The sequence below is a fragment of the Massilia sp. NP310 genome (assembly GCF_019443485.1).
In the GTDB taxonomy this organism is placed as follows: domain Bacteria; phylum Pseudomonadota; class Gammaproteobacteria; order Burkholderiales; family Burkholderiaceae_D; genus Telluria; species Telluria timonae.
In genome coordinates this window covers 1,313,704-1,330,103 of record NZ_CP080379.1, presented here as the reverse complement: position 1 = coordinate 1,330,103, position 16,400 = coordinate 1,313,704, and the positions used below count along the sequence as shown (strand labels likewise).

Here is a 16,400-nt window from a genome sequence, read left to right as displayed (position 1 = left end):
GAAAGGGCGGCGCAGGTAAGGGTGGGGAAGGGCGGGTCAGCCGCGCGAGAAGGTACGGGTGACGCGGTCGAGGTGGGCGCGCATGGCCTGGCGCGCGCCGGCGACGTCGTGGGCAGCGATCGCGGCAAAGATGTTGCGGTGGTCGATCAGCGTCTGCTGGCGCAGTTCCTCGGTCTGGAAGTGTTCCTTCAGCTTGTGCCACAGCGAGCCGCGCTGGCTCCACAGGTATTCGATCACGCCGACCATCGCGCTGTTGCCGGTGGCGCGCGCGATCGCCAGGTGGAAGTTGCGGTCGGCCGATTCGTTGCCGCTGCGGTCTTCGTGGTGCTGCTCCATCTCTTCGACCGCCACCAGGATGGCGTCGATCGCCGAATCGCTGGCGTGCTTCGCGGCCAGCGCCGCGACCTCGACCTCGATCAGGCGACGCGCGGCCAGCACCTCGAACGGGCCGGGGCCGGCGGTCGGCACGTCGGCCTTCGGCGCGACGTCTTCGCTGACGTACACTCCCGAGCCGCCGCGCACTTCGACCTTGCCGCTCAATTCGAGCGCGATCAGGGCCTCGCGCAGCGAGGTGCGGCTGACCCCGAGCTTGGCCGCCAGCTCGCGCTCGGCCGGCAGGCGTTCGCCGGCGCGGATGTTCTCGGCGCGGATCAGCTCCTCGATCCTGGCCGAAACGACCCGATACAGCCGCGGCTCGGTGGTGCTAGGTTCATTCAGCGCTGGGGTCTTCTTCATCGATCGGTTCGTCCTGGATTATTGGCAGCGGGCGCCAAAACTAGCGAATCTTAGTTTGGTATGGTTAATGTTGCAAGTGGACGGGCAGATATTGTGGCGCGCGCCGGCCGCCTAGGGCTGCGGGTTCCAGCCGCGCCCCGCGAACACGGCGGCCCGGGTCGAGAGGCGCGCGGCCTGTTCGCGCTCGAGCATGAAGCCGCCATAGCTGCGCGCTTGGCCGTCCGGCCCCCGGTTGCCGTATTCGCGCCATCCGCCTTCGGCTGGATTCGGCGCCGGCCGCCGCAGCCAGCCGTCGGCGGCGATGTGCGGGCCGACGCTGCAATCGATGAAGGCGACGTTGTCCCAGGTGTTGGCGGTGCCGGGCGAGCGCGCCAGGTAGGCGCTGCCGTCCGCCGGCAGGTTGCCGGCCGGCCCGGCGCCGCGGGTGAGGCGCGAGCGCAGGAAGACGAAGCCCGGTTCGGCGGCGCCGACGGTGCGCGCCTGCACGATGTAGCCGCCGCTGTCCGGGCGGGCGCTGTCGCCGATGCTGCGGATTTCGCTGTCCTCGAACAGCGTGGCGCGGTTGTTCCCCCAGATGAAGTCGACGTTGCCTTCCACCAGCGACTTGTGGAACCAGGCATAACCGGTCAGCTGCAGCGTATCCTGCTCGCTCAGGAAGTGGGCGTTGCGCACCATCAGGCGGCCGTCGCGGCTGCTGAAGAACAGCGTCTCGGCCTGCGGCGAGTGGCCGTCGGTGCGCAGGGTGCTGTTGTGCAGGGCGATGTCGCGCAGGTCGAGCAGGTCGCTGTCCTGGGCCAGGAACAGCGCGCGCCCGCCCAGCAGCCCGGGCGTGCCGGCTTCCTGCCCGGCGCCGGAGCCGGGATTGAGGGTGTCGCTGTTGGCGGCGCGGATGACGGTCGCCTCGCGGCTGGCGCCGCGCAGGGTGAGATTGTCCTTGTCGCGCAGGTACAGCAGCTCGGGATAGACGCCGTCGGCCACATTGACCGTGAGCGCTTGCGCGCGCGGCAGCGACATCGCGTAGTCGAGCGCGCCCTGCACGGTGCGGAAATGCGACCGTCCCTCGGTGGCCACCGTCACGCTGTCGCCGACCGGGCGGTGCGGCGTGGTGCGAAAGCGCCAGCGTGCGCCGTGGAACGCCGCGCCGCGCACCAGGCGCGCCTCGGCCAGCGCCTCGTACTCGGTGTCGTATTCGAGCGCCTGCGGCAGGCGCGCGCGCAGTTCACCGTCGACGATGCGCAGATCATGCTGGCGCACCAGGCGCCGGCGCGGCGCGGGGCCGATGGCGGCGACCGTCTCGCCCGGGCGCACCACGGCAACCAGCAGGCCGTCGCGCTTGCGCAGCACCCGGATGCTGCCTTCTCCGGTCAGTTCGGCGCCAGGCGCCACGGCCAGGCGCAGCGGCGTGTCGGGCGGCACGCCACGCTCACCGGTCCGCGGATGGGTAGCGACGCTCGTGGCGCCGCGCGGCGCGATGAAGCGTTCGCCGACCACGACGGCGAAACTGGCCTGGGCCCATGGATCGCCGGCGCTGCGCACGGTGACCGCGGTGCGGCCGGCCGTCAGCGGCGTCACGCGCACGGCGCCGTGCGCGATGGCGACGCTGGCGATGTGCGGATCGGCGCTGACCGCCTCGAAGCCAGCGGCCCCGCCAATCGGGACGTCGGCGGCCGGGTCGCCGGCCTGTAGCAGGATGCGCCCTTCGGCGACCTGGGCGTAGAGGCGCGCCGGCGCCGCGTCGAAGGGGCCGCCGCGCAGGTCGAGCAGCCGGTGCGCGCCTGCCTCCCAGTCGAGCGGCCGGGTGGCCGCCAACGGCTCGGCCAGCGCGGTGGTCACGCGCTCGCCATCGACCAGCGCCGCCAGTTGGCCGGCGTCGGCGGCAAAGCCCAGCACCAGCGGCATGCCGCTCGGCACGGTGCGGCGCCGTATCTGCTTCAGGCGCTGCACCTGGCCGCCGCGTGCGGCGAGCAGCTCGACCTGCAGCGTCTTGCCGCCGTCGAGCAATTGCAGGCTGGCGCCTTGCCAGTCGCCGTTGGCGGCGCGTCGGGCGCGCAGCACGAATGGCGCGCCGGTCGACGGCGCGATGCGCGCCTCCACGAGGGCGCCGGCGGCGTCGCTGGCGCCTGGCCGCGGGCCGGCATTGGCGCGCACGTGGGCGGGCACCTGCAACGCCGGCAGCGCCGTGTACGAATACGGGACGCGCCAACCGGCTTCGCCGCCGTGAGGGCAGCCATCCAGCGGCTGGCCATTGAGCAGGGAGCCGGTGTCGACGAAGACGCCGGGGCTGTGCGCCGGGTCGCGCACCAGCTGGCTGCAGGCGCTCGCGCCGGCCACGTCGAAGGCATTGGCGTCGGAGATCAGGCGCGAGGCATGCGCCACGCCGATGCTGTAGCCGTGGCCATAGACCGCGCGACCGCGCTCGCCCACATAGTAATTGTTCAGCAGGTGGACTTGCCCATAGCGCACCCGCGGGGCGCGTTCGGCGACGTGCTCGAACAGATTGCCCTTGAGCGTGATGCGCAGCCGCCCCCGGTCGCCGGTGAAGCGGTCGCCGGCGCCGATCAGCATGTTCTTCTCGTGCTGGGCGAAATGGTTGTAGGTGACGCTGACCAGGTCCGATCCCTGGGTGATGTCGAGCGCGCCATCATGGCATTGCTTGCGCTTGCCGTTCTCGACCGGGGCGCGGTCGTCGGTGTCGGGCGCGTCGGTGAAGCTGTTATGGTCGATCCAGACGTGACGCGCGTCGCGCACCGTGATGCCGTCGGATTCGGAGTTCCAGTTGCCCTTGGCGCCGTCTTGCGGATCCCATTGCGGCGCCACGTCGCAGGGATTGCGGATCGCCAGGTGGCGCACGATCACCTGTTCGACGCCGGCGACGATCAGGCTGGCGTTGACGAAGCCGGCGCCCGGCGTCACGCCGACCAGGGTGGTGTTCGATGGAATGCGCACGGCGCCGCGCCGGGCCTGGTCGTCGTGGTCGCGGAAAGGGCGGCCCTCGCTCATGTCGATGGTGGCCGCGACGCGCACGATGCGCGCCGGCGCCGATGTCTCCAGCGCGGCCAGCAGCTGGGCGCGGTCGGCCACCGTATATACGTGGGCCGGACTGGCGAGGGCGCCGCCGCGGGTGCCGCCTTGCTGGGCGGCCCAGCCGTCCGCAGGAGCGTGCTGGCGCTCGGCGATCGGGCCCGGCATGGGGGCTGCGGCGGAGGCGGCGCCTGGCGTCAGCGAGGTGAACGCGAGGGCGAGGGCCGAGGCAAAGGCCGGGGAAAGTGCGCGCGCGCCGCTCATTGCGCGCCCCGCGCGGCGGTGCGGACGCCCGGCGCGAACGCCGGGGCGAGGTCTGGCACTTGCCGCAGGAGTTCGCGCGCGACGATGTCGGAGAAGCGCTGCGCGCCCAGCGGGCCGACGTGGGTATGGTCGAAATTGGCGCCGGCGCGCGCCAGCTTGTCCGCTTCCCGCGGCCCCATGGCCTGGACCGCGGCCAGCGACAGCGCATTCAGGTCGACCAGCGGCGTGCCGGTGGCGGCGGCGATCCTGCGCACCGTGCCGGCCCATGGCGCGAGGTCGTTCTGTACATAGCCCTGCCTGAAGCTGCGGCGCGTGAGCGGGGTCACCAGCACCGGCACCGCGCCGAGTGCGCGCGCTTCCTCGACGTAGCGGGTCATATTCGCAGGAAACTCGGTCGCATAGTCGGTCGAGCGCCCGGGTTTGCCCGGCTGGTCGTTATGGCCGAACTGGATCAGCACATAGGTGCGGCGGTAGCCGGCCCCCTGGCGCAGCAGGCCGGTCACCTCGTCCCAGCGGCCTTCGGCCCTGAAGCTGCCCGAGCTGCGCCCGCCGCGCGCCAGGTTCAGGCAGGCCGTCTCGGGAGTGAGGCGGGCGCACAACGCATCGCCGTAGCCGGTGCTGCTGGCCATGGTCGAGTCGCCGATCAGGATCACGCGGTCGTGCGCCGGAGGCGCCGACCAGGCGGCGCCGGCCAGCAAGAGGGTAAGCAGGGGGAGCAGGCGGATCGACGGCATGGAGTCTCCAGTTTTTTTTTTGATACCCGATTCTAGTTTGGTCGGACCAATATCGCAAGGTGGTTGTACCACGAGCCGGTCTTGCGCGGCGCTATGCAGATAGGATGTCAGACAACTGATATAGGTGGCAACCCACCCTTCGCGTATAATCGCGCCATCCCATCCAATCCATCGAATGACCATGACTCTTCCCCAACGCAAGCACCGCAGCCTCGCCCAGGGCGTGGTCGAGCACATCAGCGGCACCATCCGCCAGGGGACGCTCAAGCCGGGCGACAAGCTGCCCACTGAATCGTCGCTGATGACGCAGCACGGCGTCAGCCGCACCGTGGTGCGCGAAGCGATCTCGCACCTGCAGGCGGCCGGCCTGGTGCAGACCCGGCACGGCATCGGCACCTTCGTGATCGAGCGGGCGCAGGCCGGGCTCGGGCTCGACGCCGAGCACATCCTGACCCTGCGCGACGTGCTGTCCATCCTCGAGCTGCGCATCGGCGTCGAGACCGAGACGGCAGGGCTGGCTGCGAGCCGGCGCAGTGAGGACCAGGTCGACGAGCTGGCCGGCGCGCTGCTCGAGATGCAGCAGGCGATGGCCGAGGGCAGGTCGGCGGTGGATGCCGACAAGCGCTTCCACCTCCTGATCGCCCAGGCGACCGGCAACCGCTATTTCGTCGACATCCTCGAGCAGCTGGGCAACGCCATCATCCCGCGCGCGCGGCTGGACACGCCGAAGCTGGAACAGGACAAGCCGGCCGACTTCCTCGAGCGTGTCAGCCGCGAGCACGACGATATCTTCCGCGCCATCGAGCGGCGCGATTCGGAAGCGGCGCGCGCGGCGATGCGCACCCATCTGTCCAACAGCCGCGAACGCCTGGTGCAGGCCCAGCGCCGCCTGGAGGGAACCCTCAACTAAGCATTTGCCGCACATTTTGCTTGCGGTCGACCCGACTAGGTTGTACGATGACTTACAACTTGATTTTAGCGAATGACTTATCGCTACTCTTTTTCGTCCAACACCTAGACCCACGGAGACCTCAGCAATGCAACCAAATGAACTCAAGCAAGTCCTGTCGCACGGCCTGCTGTCCTTCCCGATCACCGACTTCGACGCGCAGGGCGAGTTCGATCCGAAAGGCTATGCCGCGCGCCTCGAATGGCTGGCGCCGTTCGGCGCGACTGCGCTGTTCGCGGCCGGCGGCACCGGCGAATACTTCTCGCTGCACGGTGAAGAATACGGCCAGATCATCAAGACCGCGGTCGACACCTGCGCCGGCGTGGTGCCGATCCTGGCCGGCTGCGGCGGTCCGACCCGCACCGCCATCGCGCACGCCCAGGAAGCCGAGCGCCAGGGCGCCAAAGGCCTGCTGCTGCTGCCGCACTACCTGACCGAAGCCAGCCAGGACGGCCTGATCGCCCACGTCGAGGCGGTGTGCCGCTCGGTCAAGATCGGCGTCGTGGTCTACAACCGCGCCAACTGCCGCCTGACCCCGGATTCGCTGGCCAAGCTGGCCGACCGCTGCCCGAACCTGATCGGCTTCAAGGACGGCAACGGCGACATCGAACTGATGGTCGCGATCTGGCGCAAGCTGGGCGACCGCTTCAGCTACCTGGGCGGCTTGCCGACCGCCGAAGTGTATGCCGGCGCCTACAAGGCCCTGGGCACCCCGGTCTACTCGTCGGCCGTGTTCAACTTCGTGCCGCAACTGGCGATGGACTTCTATCACGCCACCGCCGCCGGCGACACCGACACCACCAACCGCCTGATCGACAATTTCTTCCTGCCTTACCTCGAGATCCGCAACCGCAAGGCCGGCTACGCCGTCAGCATCATCAAGGCCGGCGCCCGCCTGGTCGGCCACGGCGCCGGCCCGGTGCGTCCGCCGCTGACCGACCTGACCGCCGAAGAAGACGCGATGCTGCTCGACCTGCTGAAGAAGAACGGGGTGCTGTAATCATGACGATCCTCGGTGAAATGATCATTGGCCAGCAGTGCGTGCGCGGCACTGCGGGCGAGGCCTTCGGCTTCAACCCGTCCACCCGCGCCAACCTGGAGCCGGGCTTCGGCCAGGCGACCGGCGACGACGTCGAGCGCGCCTGCGCGCTGGCGGCCCAGGCCTTCGACCCATACCGCGCCTTGCCGCTCGAGCAGCGCGCGCGCTTCCTGGAAGCGATCGCCGAACAGATCCTGGCCGTCGGCCCGGCACTGATCGAGCGCGCCATGCTCGAGACCGGCCTGCCGCAGGCGCGGCTGGAAGGCGAGCGGATGCGCACCGTGAACCAGCTGCGCCTGTTCGCCAAGGTGGTGCGCGACGGTTACTTCTTGGATGCGACCATCGATAGCGCGCTGCCGGACCGTGCGCCGCCGCGTCCCGACCTGCGCCTCTCCAAGATCGGCCTCGGCCCGGTCGCCGTGTTCGGCGCCAGCAACTTCCCGCTGGCGTTCTCGGTGGCCGGTGGCGACACCGCATCAAGCCTGGCGGCCGGCTGCCCGGTCGTGGTCAAGGCCCATGCCGCCCACCCGGGCACCTCGGAACTGGTCGGCCGCGCCGTCCAGCGCGCGGCCAGGGAAGCCGGCATGCCGGAAGGCGTGTTCTCGATGCTGTATGGCGACGGCCGCACCGTCGGCCAGCAGCTGGTGGCGCACCCCGCGATCAAGGCGGTGGGCTTCACCGGTTCGCGCCAAGGCGGCACCGCGCTGATGCGCACCGCCGCCGGCCGTGCCGAGCCGATTCCCGTCTACGCCGAAATGAGCAGCGTGAACCCGGTGTTCCTGCTGCCGGCCGCGCTGCAGGCCGGCGGCGCCGGCCTGGCGCAGGGCTTCGTCGATTCGCTGACGCTCGGCGTCGGCCAGTTCTGCACCAACCCGGGCCTGGTGTTCGCGCTCGAAGGCGCCGACCTGGACGCCTTCGTCAAGGCGGCCGGCGAGGCGCTGGCGGGCAAGGGCGCCGGCACCATGCTCACCGCCGGCATCCACGAGGCGTACAACAGCGGCGTGGCGAAGTTCGGCCAGGTCGAGGGATTGCAGCTGGTGGCGCAAGGAAGTGAACAGGGCGCGGGCTGCGCGGCGCGCGCCGCGCTGTACCTGTGCGATGCCGACACCTATCTGGGCAACGCGGCGCTCGAAGACGAAGTGTTCGGCCCGGCCGCGGTGCTGGTGCGCTTCAAGGACGCCGATCAGTTGCTGCGGGCGGCCGAGGCGCTGCACGGCCAGCTGACCGCCACCGTCCACGCGCAAGCCGCCGACCACGGCCTGGCCGGCGCGCTCTTGACCATCCTGGAACGCAAGGCGGGCCGGGTGCTGTTCAATGGCTTCCCGACCGGCGTCGAAGTGTCGCACGCGATGGTCCACGGCGGCCCGTTCCCGGCCACCAGCGACAGCCGCACGACCTCGGTCGGCGCCAGCGCGATCGACCGCTTCCTGCGGCCGGTGTGCTACCAGAACGTGCCCGCCAACCTGCTGCCGGAAGCGTTGCGCGACGAGAATCCGCTGGGTCTCGCGCGCCTGCTGGACGGCGCCTTGCAAGCTGGAGGGAATGCGTAACGCCGTAAGTTTCTGTCGCAGCACCAGCCGGGGGAGACACCGGCTGTTTTAACTTGTAAAGAACTGATCACCATGAATCAGCAAGTCATCGACCTCGCACCGGCACGGACGGTGGTGGGCAAATATCGCTGGACGATTTGCGCACTGCTGTTCTTCGCCACCACCATCAACTACCTGGACCGCCAGGTCCTCAGCCTGCTGGCGCCGATGTTGTCCGCCGAATTCGGCTGGTCCAACACCGACTACGCCAACATCGCGGCCACCTTCCAGTTCGTCTACGCCATCTCGATGCTGTTCGCCGGCCGCGTGATCGACCGCATGGGCACCAAGCGCGCCTACGTGCTGGCCATCGTGGTCTGGTCGCTCGGCGCCGTCGCCCACGCCTACGCGATCTGGCTCGGCGAGGCGGTCAACACCGTGTTCACCGCCATCGGGCTGGCCGTGGTGCCGGTGTCGATCGCCGGCTTCATGATCGGCCGCGCGGTGCTCGCCATCGGCGAAGCCGGCAACTTCCCGGCCGCGATCAAGGCCACCGCCGAATACTTCCCCAAGCGCGAGCGCTCGTTCGCGACCGGCATTTTCAACTCGGGCGCCAACGTCGGCGCCATCCTGGCGCCGCTGACGGTGCCGGTGATCGCCGAGTTCTGGGGCTGGCAGGCTGCCTTCATCGTGATCGGCGCCATCGGCTTCGTCTGGATGGGCGCCTGGATCTGGCTGTACGACGTGCCGGAGCGTTCGGCGCGCGTCGGCGCGGCCGAACTGGCCTATATCAACAGCGACGCCGGAGTCAGCCCGGCGGCGGTCGACAACACCCGGGTGGCCAGGACCTCGTGGTTCAAGCTGCTCGGCTACCGCCAGACCTGGGCCTTCGTCGCCGGTAAATTCCTGACCGACGGCGTGTGGTGGTTCTTCCTGTTCTGGCTGCCGAAATACATGTCGGCGCAATACGGCATGTCGGCCACCGCCATGATCCTGCCGCTGGCGGTCCTGTACAGCATGACGATGGTGGGCAGCATCGGCGGCGGCTGGCTGCCGACCTACTTCCTGAACCGCGGCGCCGACATCTATCACGGCCGCATGCGCGCCATGCTCCTGATCGCCCTGTGCCCGCTGGTGGTGCTGCTGGCGCAGCCGCTGGGCTACCTGGGCTTCTGGATTCCGGTGATCCTGATCGGCATCGGCGCCTCGGCCCACCAGGCGTGGTCGGCCAACCTGTTCACGACGGTGTCGGACATGTTCCCGAAACATAGTGTCGGCTCGGTGGTCGGCATCGGCGGCATGGCCGGCGGCCTGGGCGGCGTGCTGCTGACCAAGCTCGGCGGCTGGCTGTTCGACTATTATGGCGCGCTGGGCCAGCTGTCGACCGGTTACATGATCATGTTCTCGATCTGCGCGCTGGCCTATCTGGTGGCCTGGTGCGTGATGAAGGCGCTGGTGCCGCAGCACCGTGAAATCAAGGACCTGTAAGGATGGCGATGGAAATGGACATCGTCGCCGGCGTGCACTGCGCGACCGGCGAGAGCCCGATGTGGCATGCGGGGGAGCAGGCCTGGTACTGGGTCGACATTCCGGCCCGCCGCATCTGGCGGCGTGACCACGCCAGCGGGGAATTGCGCCGCTGGCTGGCGCCGGAGATGGTGGCCTGCATCGCGGCCGGCAGCGGCGGCGGGCTGGTGGCCGGGATGGAGAGCGGGATCTTCCACCTCGACCTGCACGACGATGGTTCGGTCGGCGCTCGCCGGCTGGCCGCGCCGGCGGCAAGCGAGCTGGGTGAGGGCATGCGCTTCAACGACGGCCGCTGCGACCGCCAGGGGCGTTTCTGGAGCGGCACCATGTTCATGGACATGGGCGCCGCGCGCGCGATCGGCGGCCTGTATCGTTATTCCGGCCGTGGCGGCCTGCACGGGCCGGTGGTGTCGAACATGCTGACCCAGAACGGATTGGCCTGGTCGCCGGACGGGAAGACGATGTACCTGTCCGATTCCCATCCCCTGCGCCGCATGGTCTGGGCCTACGACTACGACGTCGACGCGGGCTTGCCGCATGGCCAACGGGTGTTCCTCGACCTGAACGGCCAGAAGGGCCGGCCGGATGGCGCCGCGGTCGACGCCGACGGCTGTTACTGGACCTGCGCCAACGATGGCGGCGTGGTGCAGCGCTACACCCCGGCGGGCAGGCTCGATCGCGAGATCGAACTGCCGATGGCCAAGCCGTCGATGTGCGCCTTCGGCGGGCCGGATCTCGACCTGCTGCTGGTGACGTCGATCGACCCCGCAGGCGGCGGCAACCCGGGCGGGGATGCCGGCGCCGTGGTGGTGCTGCGCCCTGGCGTCAAGGGCGTGGCCGAGACGCCGTTCTCACCGGATGCCTGATATTCCGAGCTGCGCCGCTTGCCGGCGCAGGAATTCCAGGTGGCCGTCGCGGGTGGCGGGACCGTCGTAAGGGATGATGGTCCATAGCTCGGACGCCCGCATCGCCTGGCCCGGCGCCAGTTCGACATGGGGCGCATGCACTTCCAGCTCCAGCATGCCCTTGGCCGGGGCTGCGGCGTCGATGTCCTGGTACAGCTCCACCTGGCCCTGGGCCGGGTGGATCGCGGCGCGCGGCTGGTGGGCGAACTGGATCACCAGCAGCTGGCCGTCGCGGAATGCCGCCAGCCAGCCGCTCGAGGGCTGGACGAACAGCTTGCCTTTGCGCGCGGGGTCACCCGGCGCCGGGAGGTCCAGCGACAGCAGGCCGCCTTCGAGCGTGTAGCGCAACGCACCGGCCGGCTCGATCCGGACATCGTCCGGCGCCGCCACCGGCACATAGGCCATCGTGTGCGCCGGCACGCGCGTATTGAACCAGATGTCGCGTCCGGCCTGTTTGCCGCTGCGGTTGGTTGCTTCGGCTTCCAGCCGCAGGCTGTGCGATTTGTCCGCGACCAGCGCGTAGCGCTTGCGCAGCTGGATGCCGGACACGGGACTGGCCGGGCTGTCGAGCACGATTTCGTCGCGCTTGCTTTCCGCCAGCGTGTAGGTCGCAAGGCTCAGCCAAGGGTCCGGAGGCCAGGCCGCCTTCGCGGCGGCGCGCGCCGGATTGACGTCCTGATGCACCCACCACTCACTTTGTGGCCCGATCCAGACTTCGTGTCCCTGGTAAGGCACGTGGCCGGACGCCGCATTGGGTATGGCGTCGGGTGCGCCGGCGGTTTCGTCGACGAGCAGGAAATTGGGTTTGCCTGCCAGTGCGAACGACAGCAGCCGGCCACCGGCCGACTCGGCGATTCGCGCCTGGACGACGCCATTGTCGAGACGGTGCGAGAGCAGCTGCGAGGCAGCGTGCGCGGACGCGAGGGAGATAACGCAGAGACAGGCGAGACGGATCGCCTGGACGGACAAGAACAAGCCGCGCAGCCGGTTACCCGGCCACGCGGCTAGTCTGAAACGATGACGCTGGACGATTATTTCGAAGCGTCCTGCATTTTTTCGCCGGCGCGTTCGACGCTGCGGCCAGCAGCGGCGGTGGTGTCGCTGACGGCTTCCTTGGCTTCGGCGGCGGCTTCACGCGACTCCTGGCGCACTTCGGCGGTGGCGTTGTCGATGCGGTCGCCGGCGCGCTCGGCAGCGGCTTCGGCGCGGTCGCCGGCGGCTTCGATGCGGTCGCCCGCACGTTCGGCGGCGGCGTCGGCGGCGGCCACGCCTTCACGGGTTTCTTCGGCCACGGCGCGGCCGGCATTGTCGACAGCGGCGCCGGCTTCTTGCGCTGGGCCCATATTGTCGTTCTTGTTGCAGCCGGTGGCCAGGACGGCGACGGACAGCATGATGGCGGACAGGGCGAAGGTGGTTTTCATGGTGTGCTCCTTAAAATAAATGTTGTCGTTTAGCTTACACCTGCTGCTAATTTTTGACTCACGCCACGACCGCAATCGTGCGCGACGAAGCCATTACAACATTTCCAACACTCATCCGCTGTGCGCTAGATAACGTAACAACGTTTCCGCATGCGGACTCAGGGTATTCGGATCGGCGAAGCACACCCGAAGTTCCCGGTTGGCCCAGGCGTCGTCGAGCGACACGATGCTGACCGGCAGCTCGCGGGCGAAGCGGCTGGCGGCGGCCTCGGGCAGCATGGCGATCCCGGCGTCCTGCGCCACCAGCTGGGCGATGGCGTCGAAGCTGGGCGCGCGCACCCGCACCTTGAGCGGGCGCCCGCTCTGCACTGCGCGCGACTCGACGAAGTGCTGCATCGGGCGCTCGGCGGGCAGGCAGACGAAGGCGAACTCGAAGGCGTCGCGCAGCCGGGTGGCGGGGCGCGCTCCCAGCGGGTGGCCGTTCGGCACCAGCAGCACCAGGCGGTCGGTGCGAAACGGCAGCGAGATCACGTCGCCGGTCGCCACGTTGCCGTCCAGGATGCCGATCTCGATCTCGCGGGCGCGCACCGCCAGCAGGATGTCGCGGCTGGTGCGTTCCTCGAGCTGCAGGTCGACTTCTGGATGGTCGCCCAGGAACACGCCCAGCGCAGCCGGCAGGAAGGTGCTGATCGCCACCGTGGTGCCGGCCAGGCGCACCGCGCCGCGCTGCGGCCCGCGCAGCTCGCGCACGGTATCGCGCAACTGCTCGACCTCGCTGACCACGCGCGCCGCGCGCTCCAGGATGAAGCGGCCGGCCGGCGTCGGCGCCATGCCGCCGGCGGAGCGGGTGAACACCACGATGCCGCAATCGTCCTCGAAGCCGCGCAGGCGGTTGCTGGCGGCCGACAGGGCGATCGGGAAACGCTCGGCCGCCTTGCTGAGGCTTCCGGCGTCGGCGATGGCCAGCAACAGGCGGAGATCGGTCAGGTCGACGTGCATGGGGTTTCTCGAATCGCGAAGGCAGAGTCCAGGATTGACGCATTCTAGCGCGGATGCTTTCGCGGCAGAATAAGGTCTTTGCCGCCAGCATCCGATCATGAGTTCAACCCAAGCAGTTCTTCGCAGCTGGTCCCAGGATGGCCGCCTGTATGCGGTGCTCGCCGCCGCCGGCTTCAGCATGAAGGCGGTGTTCGTCAAGCTGGGCTATGCGGCGGCGCCGGTCGATGCGCTCACCCTGCTGGCCTTGCGCATGGGCTTCGCGCTGCCGTTGTTCCTGTGGCTGGCCTGGCTCGCGCGCGACCGCGACGCCGAACCGCTGTCGGTGAAGGACGGGCTCCACATCGCGGTGCTGGGTTTTCTTGGCTACTATCTTTCCAGCCTGTTTGACTTCTATGGCCTGGAAACCATCACGGCCGGGCTGGAACGGCTGATCCTTTACCTGTACCCGACCCTGGTCTTGCTGTTCCAGGTCTGCCTGACGCGCCAGCGGCCATCGGGCCGCACCTTGCAGGCGCTCGCGATCTGCTACCTGGGCCTGGGCATTGGCTTCGTGCACGACCTGCAGGTGACCGGCTGGAGCCGCGAGGTGATGGTGGGATCGGCCTGGGTGTTCGCCAGCGCGGTCACCTACGCCGTGTACTATCTCGGCACCGGGGCGCTCGTGGGCCGGATCGGCTCCATGCGCCTGGCCGGCCTGGCCGGCAGCGCGTCCTGCGCGTTCGTGCTGGGGCACTTCGTGGCGGCTGGCGACCTGGCCGCGCTGCCGGCGCTGCCGCCCGCGGTCTGGCTCAATGCCGGCTTGATGGCACTGGTGTCGACCGCGCTGCCGATCTACTGGCTGGCGCTGGCGATCGGGCGCATGGGCGCGCCGCAGGCAGCCGCGGTGGGTAATCTGGGGCCCGTGCTGACCGTGTTCGCTTCATGGCTGCTGTTGGGCGAACCGTTGTCGTTATATCAGTTGGGCGGGCTGGCGCTGGTGATTCTCGGGGTGGCCCGGCTCAAGCCGGCGCCGAACAAGGTCGCCGCCTAGTCGAACAGGCCGGCGCCGTTCCAGCGCGGAAGCGGGCAAGCGGCGCGCGCCGGGATGGCCTTGGCCGCATGGACCGATCCCAGTGCGCGCAAAAGGCGCGGAAAGGCGCGGCAATAGCTGGACTGGATGCCCGCCAGGCGCGCCAGCTGGGCGTACTCGACCACCGCGCCAGGCGGGACGGCGTCCAGCACCTGGGCGATGCGCAGGCGCCAGTCGTCCGGCCACGACGCGAAGCCTTGACCGAGATTGCGCACCGGATCGCCCGGACGGATGACCCCGCCCTCGACCACGCGCGCCAGCACGCCGCGCCGGGCGCCGATCCTGGCCGCCAGCCGCTCGGCGTGCAGGTCGAGCCGGCCGCAGGCTTCGCAGGCGAACATCAGCCGCACCTTGGCCTCGGCCCCGATCTGCAGCACGGTGCCGGAAGGCAGACGTTCGACGTCGTCGTCGAGCAGGAGGTTTTCGCGCAGCGCCTGCGGCGCGAGCGCCAGGGCGGCATAGCCGGCACGCGAAGCCAGCAGCAACTGGCGCGGGGACAGCGGATCGAGATGGCGGTCGCCTTCGGCGCCGCTGCCCGCGATCAGCCGCATGCCGTCGACCCGCATCGGCGCGGGCGCGCCGGGAGGGCGGATCGATAGGGCGGCGATCACAGGGCCGGCGCCAACGCGGACGCCGACATCACGGCGCCGCGTGCAGCGCGCGCGCCGCCTCGCGGTACTTGGCGGCGTTGGGAACGTCGGTCCACGCCGGCTTGGCCGCGTCGTTGGCGATGTCCTGCAGGGCCAGGGCGATCATGCGGTTCACGCGCGCCATATTGTCGTAGTCGATCTTGTCCCAGGTGTCGTCCTTGCCGTGGTAGTCGGGGAAGCCGAAGGCCACTGCGAGCGTGTGCGCCGGCACGCCGGCGTCGGCCAGCGCCTGGTTGTCGCTGCGCGCGAAATAGCGGTCGCTGTTGGTCGGATGCTTCCAGAAGCGGATGCCGGTGCGCCCGGCGGCGCGCTGCAGCGTCGTGCCCACGGTGGAGTAGTCGAAGCCGGTCATGGTCGCGGACGAGACCTGCGCGCCCTCGCTGTCGTCGGTGCGGCCCAGCTGCTCCAGGTTCAGGTTCATCACGGTGTCCTTCAGCGGGAACACCGGATGCTTCGCATAGTAGCGCGAACCCAGCAGACCGAGCTCTTCGCCGAACAGGGCGACGAACACGATGCTGCGGCGCGGACGTTCCTTCTGCGCGGCCATGGCCGCCGCGATCTCGATCATCGACACGGTGCCGCTGCCGTCGTCGTTGGCGCCGTTATAGATCTCGCCGTCGCGGATGCCCAGGTGGTCGTAGTGGGCGCTGAGCATGACGTAGCTGTTCTTCAGTTGCGGGTCCGATCCGCGCAGGACGCCGATCACGTTGCGCAGCTTGACCGGGCTGACGGTTGGCGCCACCACCTTGGCCGCGATGCTGGCGCCGCCCTGTTCGAGCGTGGCGGCGACGTCGGCCGCGTGCAGCAGCACGACCGGCGGGCCGTTTTTGGCCACCGGCTGGCTCGGGTCGATCAACCAGCCGCCCTGGGTGCGGCCATGGCGGCGTTCGCGGTCGATCATCACCACCAGGGCGGGTTTGCTCTGCAGCTTCGATTTCAGCACGCCGGCCGCGCCCGGGATCGCCGCCGCGGGCACGACCAGCACCTTGCCGTCGGCCGCGCCCTTGTCGTCCAGCGCCGCCTGCCACGGCATGAATACGGCCGGCGTGTTCCCGAGGGCGACCGGGTCGACGAAATTGGCCGAGGCGCCGCCGACCGGGACCTCGATCGTCTTGCCGCCCGCCGTCACCGTGAGCGTGATGTCCTTTTCGCCGCGCTTCGCGTACTGCCAGTTGGCGGTCTGGTAGTAGCCGTCGTCGCCGGCCGCTTCGAGCCCGGCGCGGCGGAACTGGGCGGCGATGTACTCGGCCGCCAGGTCGACGCCGCGCGACGGCGTGCCGCGGCCTTCGAGCAGGTCGGACGAGAGGAAGGACAGGTGGCCGCGCAGCGAGTCCGCCGAGATGTGGCTGGTGAGCGCATCAGGGGCGGACGCGCGGGGCGCGTCAAGCTGGGTCGCGCAGCCGGCGAGGGCGAGGCTGAGGCCGAGGACAGAGACAAGGTGACGCATGCGTTGACTTCCTTGGGTGGAAAAAATGGCAATATGACATGTCGGGCTAGTGCGGTCAATCGCCCGGTCGACAGGGCGTTTCGATGGCGATTTGCATAAGCTTGTATTTAT

General features: G+C 69.5%; 14 protein-coding genes. 6 read left to right on the top strand and 8 right to left on the bottom strand.

Annotated features, from left to right (window positions below):
- Positions 1-36 precede the first annotated feature (36 nt).
- The 3 genes from KY496_RS05960 to KY496_RS05950 form a co-directional block, all read right to left on the bottom strand.
- Positions 37-735, bottom strand: a complete 699-nt coding sequence (locus KY496_RS05960) for a FadR/GntR family transcriptional regulator (protein ID WP_005670584.1) — start codon at positions 733-735, stop codon at positions 37-39.
- Positions 736-846: 111 nt separating this feature from the next.
- On the bottom strand, positions 847-4,020 hold the full coding sequence (locus tag KY496_RS05955) for a pectinesterase family protein (protein WP_219864199.1): 3,174 nt from the start codon (positions 4,018-4,020) through the stop codon (positions 847-849).
- Positions 4,017-4,754 carry a rhamnogalacturonan acetylesterase gene (locus KY496_RS05950; protein WP_184235936.1) on the bottom strand — a complete coding sequence of 246 codons (738 nt, stop codon included), beginning with the start codon at positions 4,752-4,754 and terminating at the stop codon, positions 4,017-4,019. The genes KY496_RS05955 and KY496_RS05950 overlap by 4 nt, the downstream gene beginning before the upstream one ends.
- 181 nt (positions 4,755-4,935) lie before the next feature.
- On the opposite strand from KY496_RS05950, the gene KY496_RS05945 reads away from it, so the two are divergent.
- The 5 genes from KY496_RS05945 (at position 4,936) to KY496_RS05925 (ending at position 10,664) form a co-directional block, all read left to right on the top strand.
- Entirely contained in the window at positions 4,936-5,664 is a 729-nt protein-coding gene (locus tag KY496_RS05945; RefSeq protein WP_184235939.1) for a FadR/GntR family transcriptional regulator, read from the top strand.
- 127 nt (positions 5,665-5,791) lie between these two features.
- Complete coding sequence (gene kdgD / locus KY496_RS05940) at positions 5,792-6,703, top strand: 5-dehydro-4-deoxyglucarate dehydratase (protein WP_184235942.1); 912 nt, start codon at positions 5,792-5,794, stop codon at positions 6,701-6,703.
- Positions 6,704-6,705: 2 nt separating this feature from the next.
- Positions 6,706-8,292: an aldehyde dehydrogenase (NADP(+)) gene (locus KY496_RS05935; protein WP_219864198.1), complete on the top strand. Its 1,587-nt coding sequence runs from the start codon at positions 6,706-6,708 to the stop codon at positions 8,290-8,292.
- 72 nt (positions 8,293-8,364) lie between these two features.
- Positions 8,365-9,759 carry an MFS transporter gene (locus KY496_RS05930; protein ID WP_219864197.1) on the top strand — a complete coding sequence of 465 codons (1,395 nt, stop codon included), beginning with the start codon at positions 8,365-8,367 and terminating at the stop codon, positions 9,757-9,759.
- Positions 9,760-9,767: 8 nt separating this feature from the next.
- The gene (locus KY496_RS05925; protein ID WP_370662497.1) at positions 9,768-10,664 is read left to right on the top strand and encodes an SMP-30/gluconolactonase/LRE family protein; all 897 of its coding nucleotides are present in this window, start codon (positions 9,768-9,770) and stop codon (positions 10,662-10,664) included.
- On the opposite strand, the gene KY496_RS05920 is transcribed toward KY496_RS05925, so the two are convergent.
- The 3 genes from KY496_RS05920 to KY496_RS05910 all read right to left on the bottom strand — a co-directional run bounded on the left by KY496_RS05920 (position 10,650) and on the right by KY496_RS05910 (position 13,123).
- Positions 10,650-11,678 carry a DUF4380 domain-containing protein gene (locus KY496_RS05920; RefSeq protein WP_219864196.1) on the bottom strand — a complete coding sequence of 343 codons (1,029 nt, stop codon included), beginning with the start codon at positions 11,676-11,678 and terminating at the stop codon, positions 10,650-10,652. The genes KY496_RS05925 and KY496_RS05920 overlap by 15 nt on opposite strands.
- Positions 11,679-11,734: 56 nt before the next feature.
- Positions 11,735-12,124, bottom strand: coding sequence for a hypothetical protein (locus tag KY496_RS05915; RefSeq protein ID WP_005670599.1), 390 nt, complete (start codon positions 12,122-12,124; stop codon positions 11,735-11,737).
- Positions 12,125-12,235: 111 nt separating this feature from the next.
- A complete protein-coding gene (locus KY496_RS05910; protein WP_184235956.1) occupies positions 12,236-13,123 on the bottom strand; it encodes a LysR family transcriptional regulator in 888 nt (295 codons plus the stop codon).
- Positions 13,124-13,220: 97 nt separating this feature from the next.
- On the opposite strand from KY496_RS05910, the gene KY496_RS05905 reads away from it, so the two are divergent.
- Entirely contained in the window at positions 13,221-14,153 is a 933-nt protein-coding gene (locus KY496_RS05905) for a DMT family transporter (protein WP_184235959.1), read from the top strand.
- Here KY496_RS05905 and KY496_RS05900 read toward each other — a convergent pair.
- Positions 14,150-14,803, bottom strand: a complete 654-nt coding sequence (locus KY496_RS05900; RefSeq protein ID WP_229520439.1) for an MOSC domain-containing protein — start codon at positions 14,801-14,803, stop codon at positions 14,150-14,152. The genes KY496_RS05905 and KY496_RS05900 overlap by 4 nt on opposite strands.
- A 28-nt stretch (positions 14,804-14,831) precedes the next feature.
- Positions 14,832-16,289 (bottom strand): M28 family peptidase, encoded by a 1,458-nt coding sequence (locus KY496_RS05895; protein ID WP_219864195.1) that lies wholly within the window; start codon positions 16,287-16,289, stop codon positions 14,832-14,834.
- Positions 16,290-16,400 lie beyond the last annotated feature (111 nt).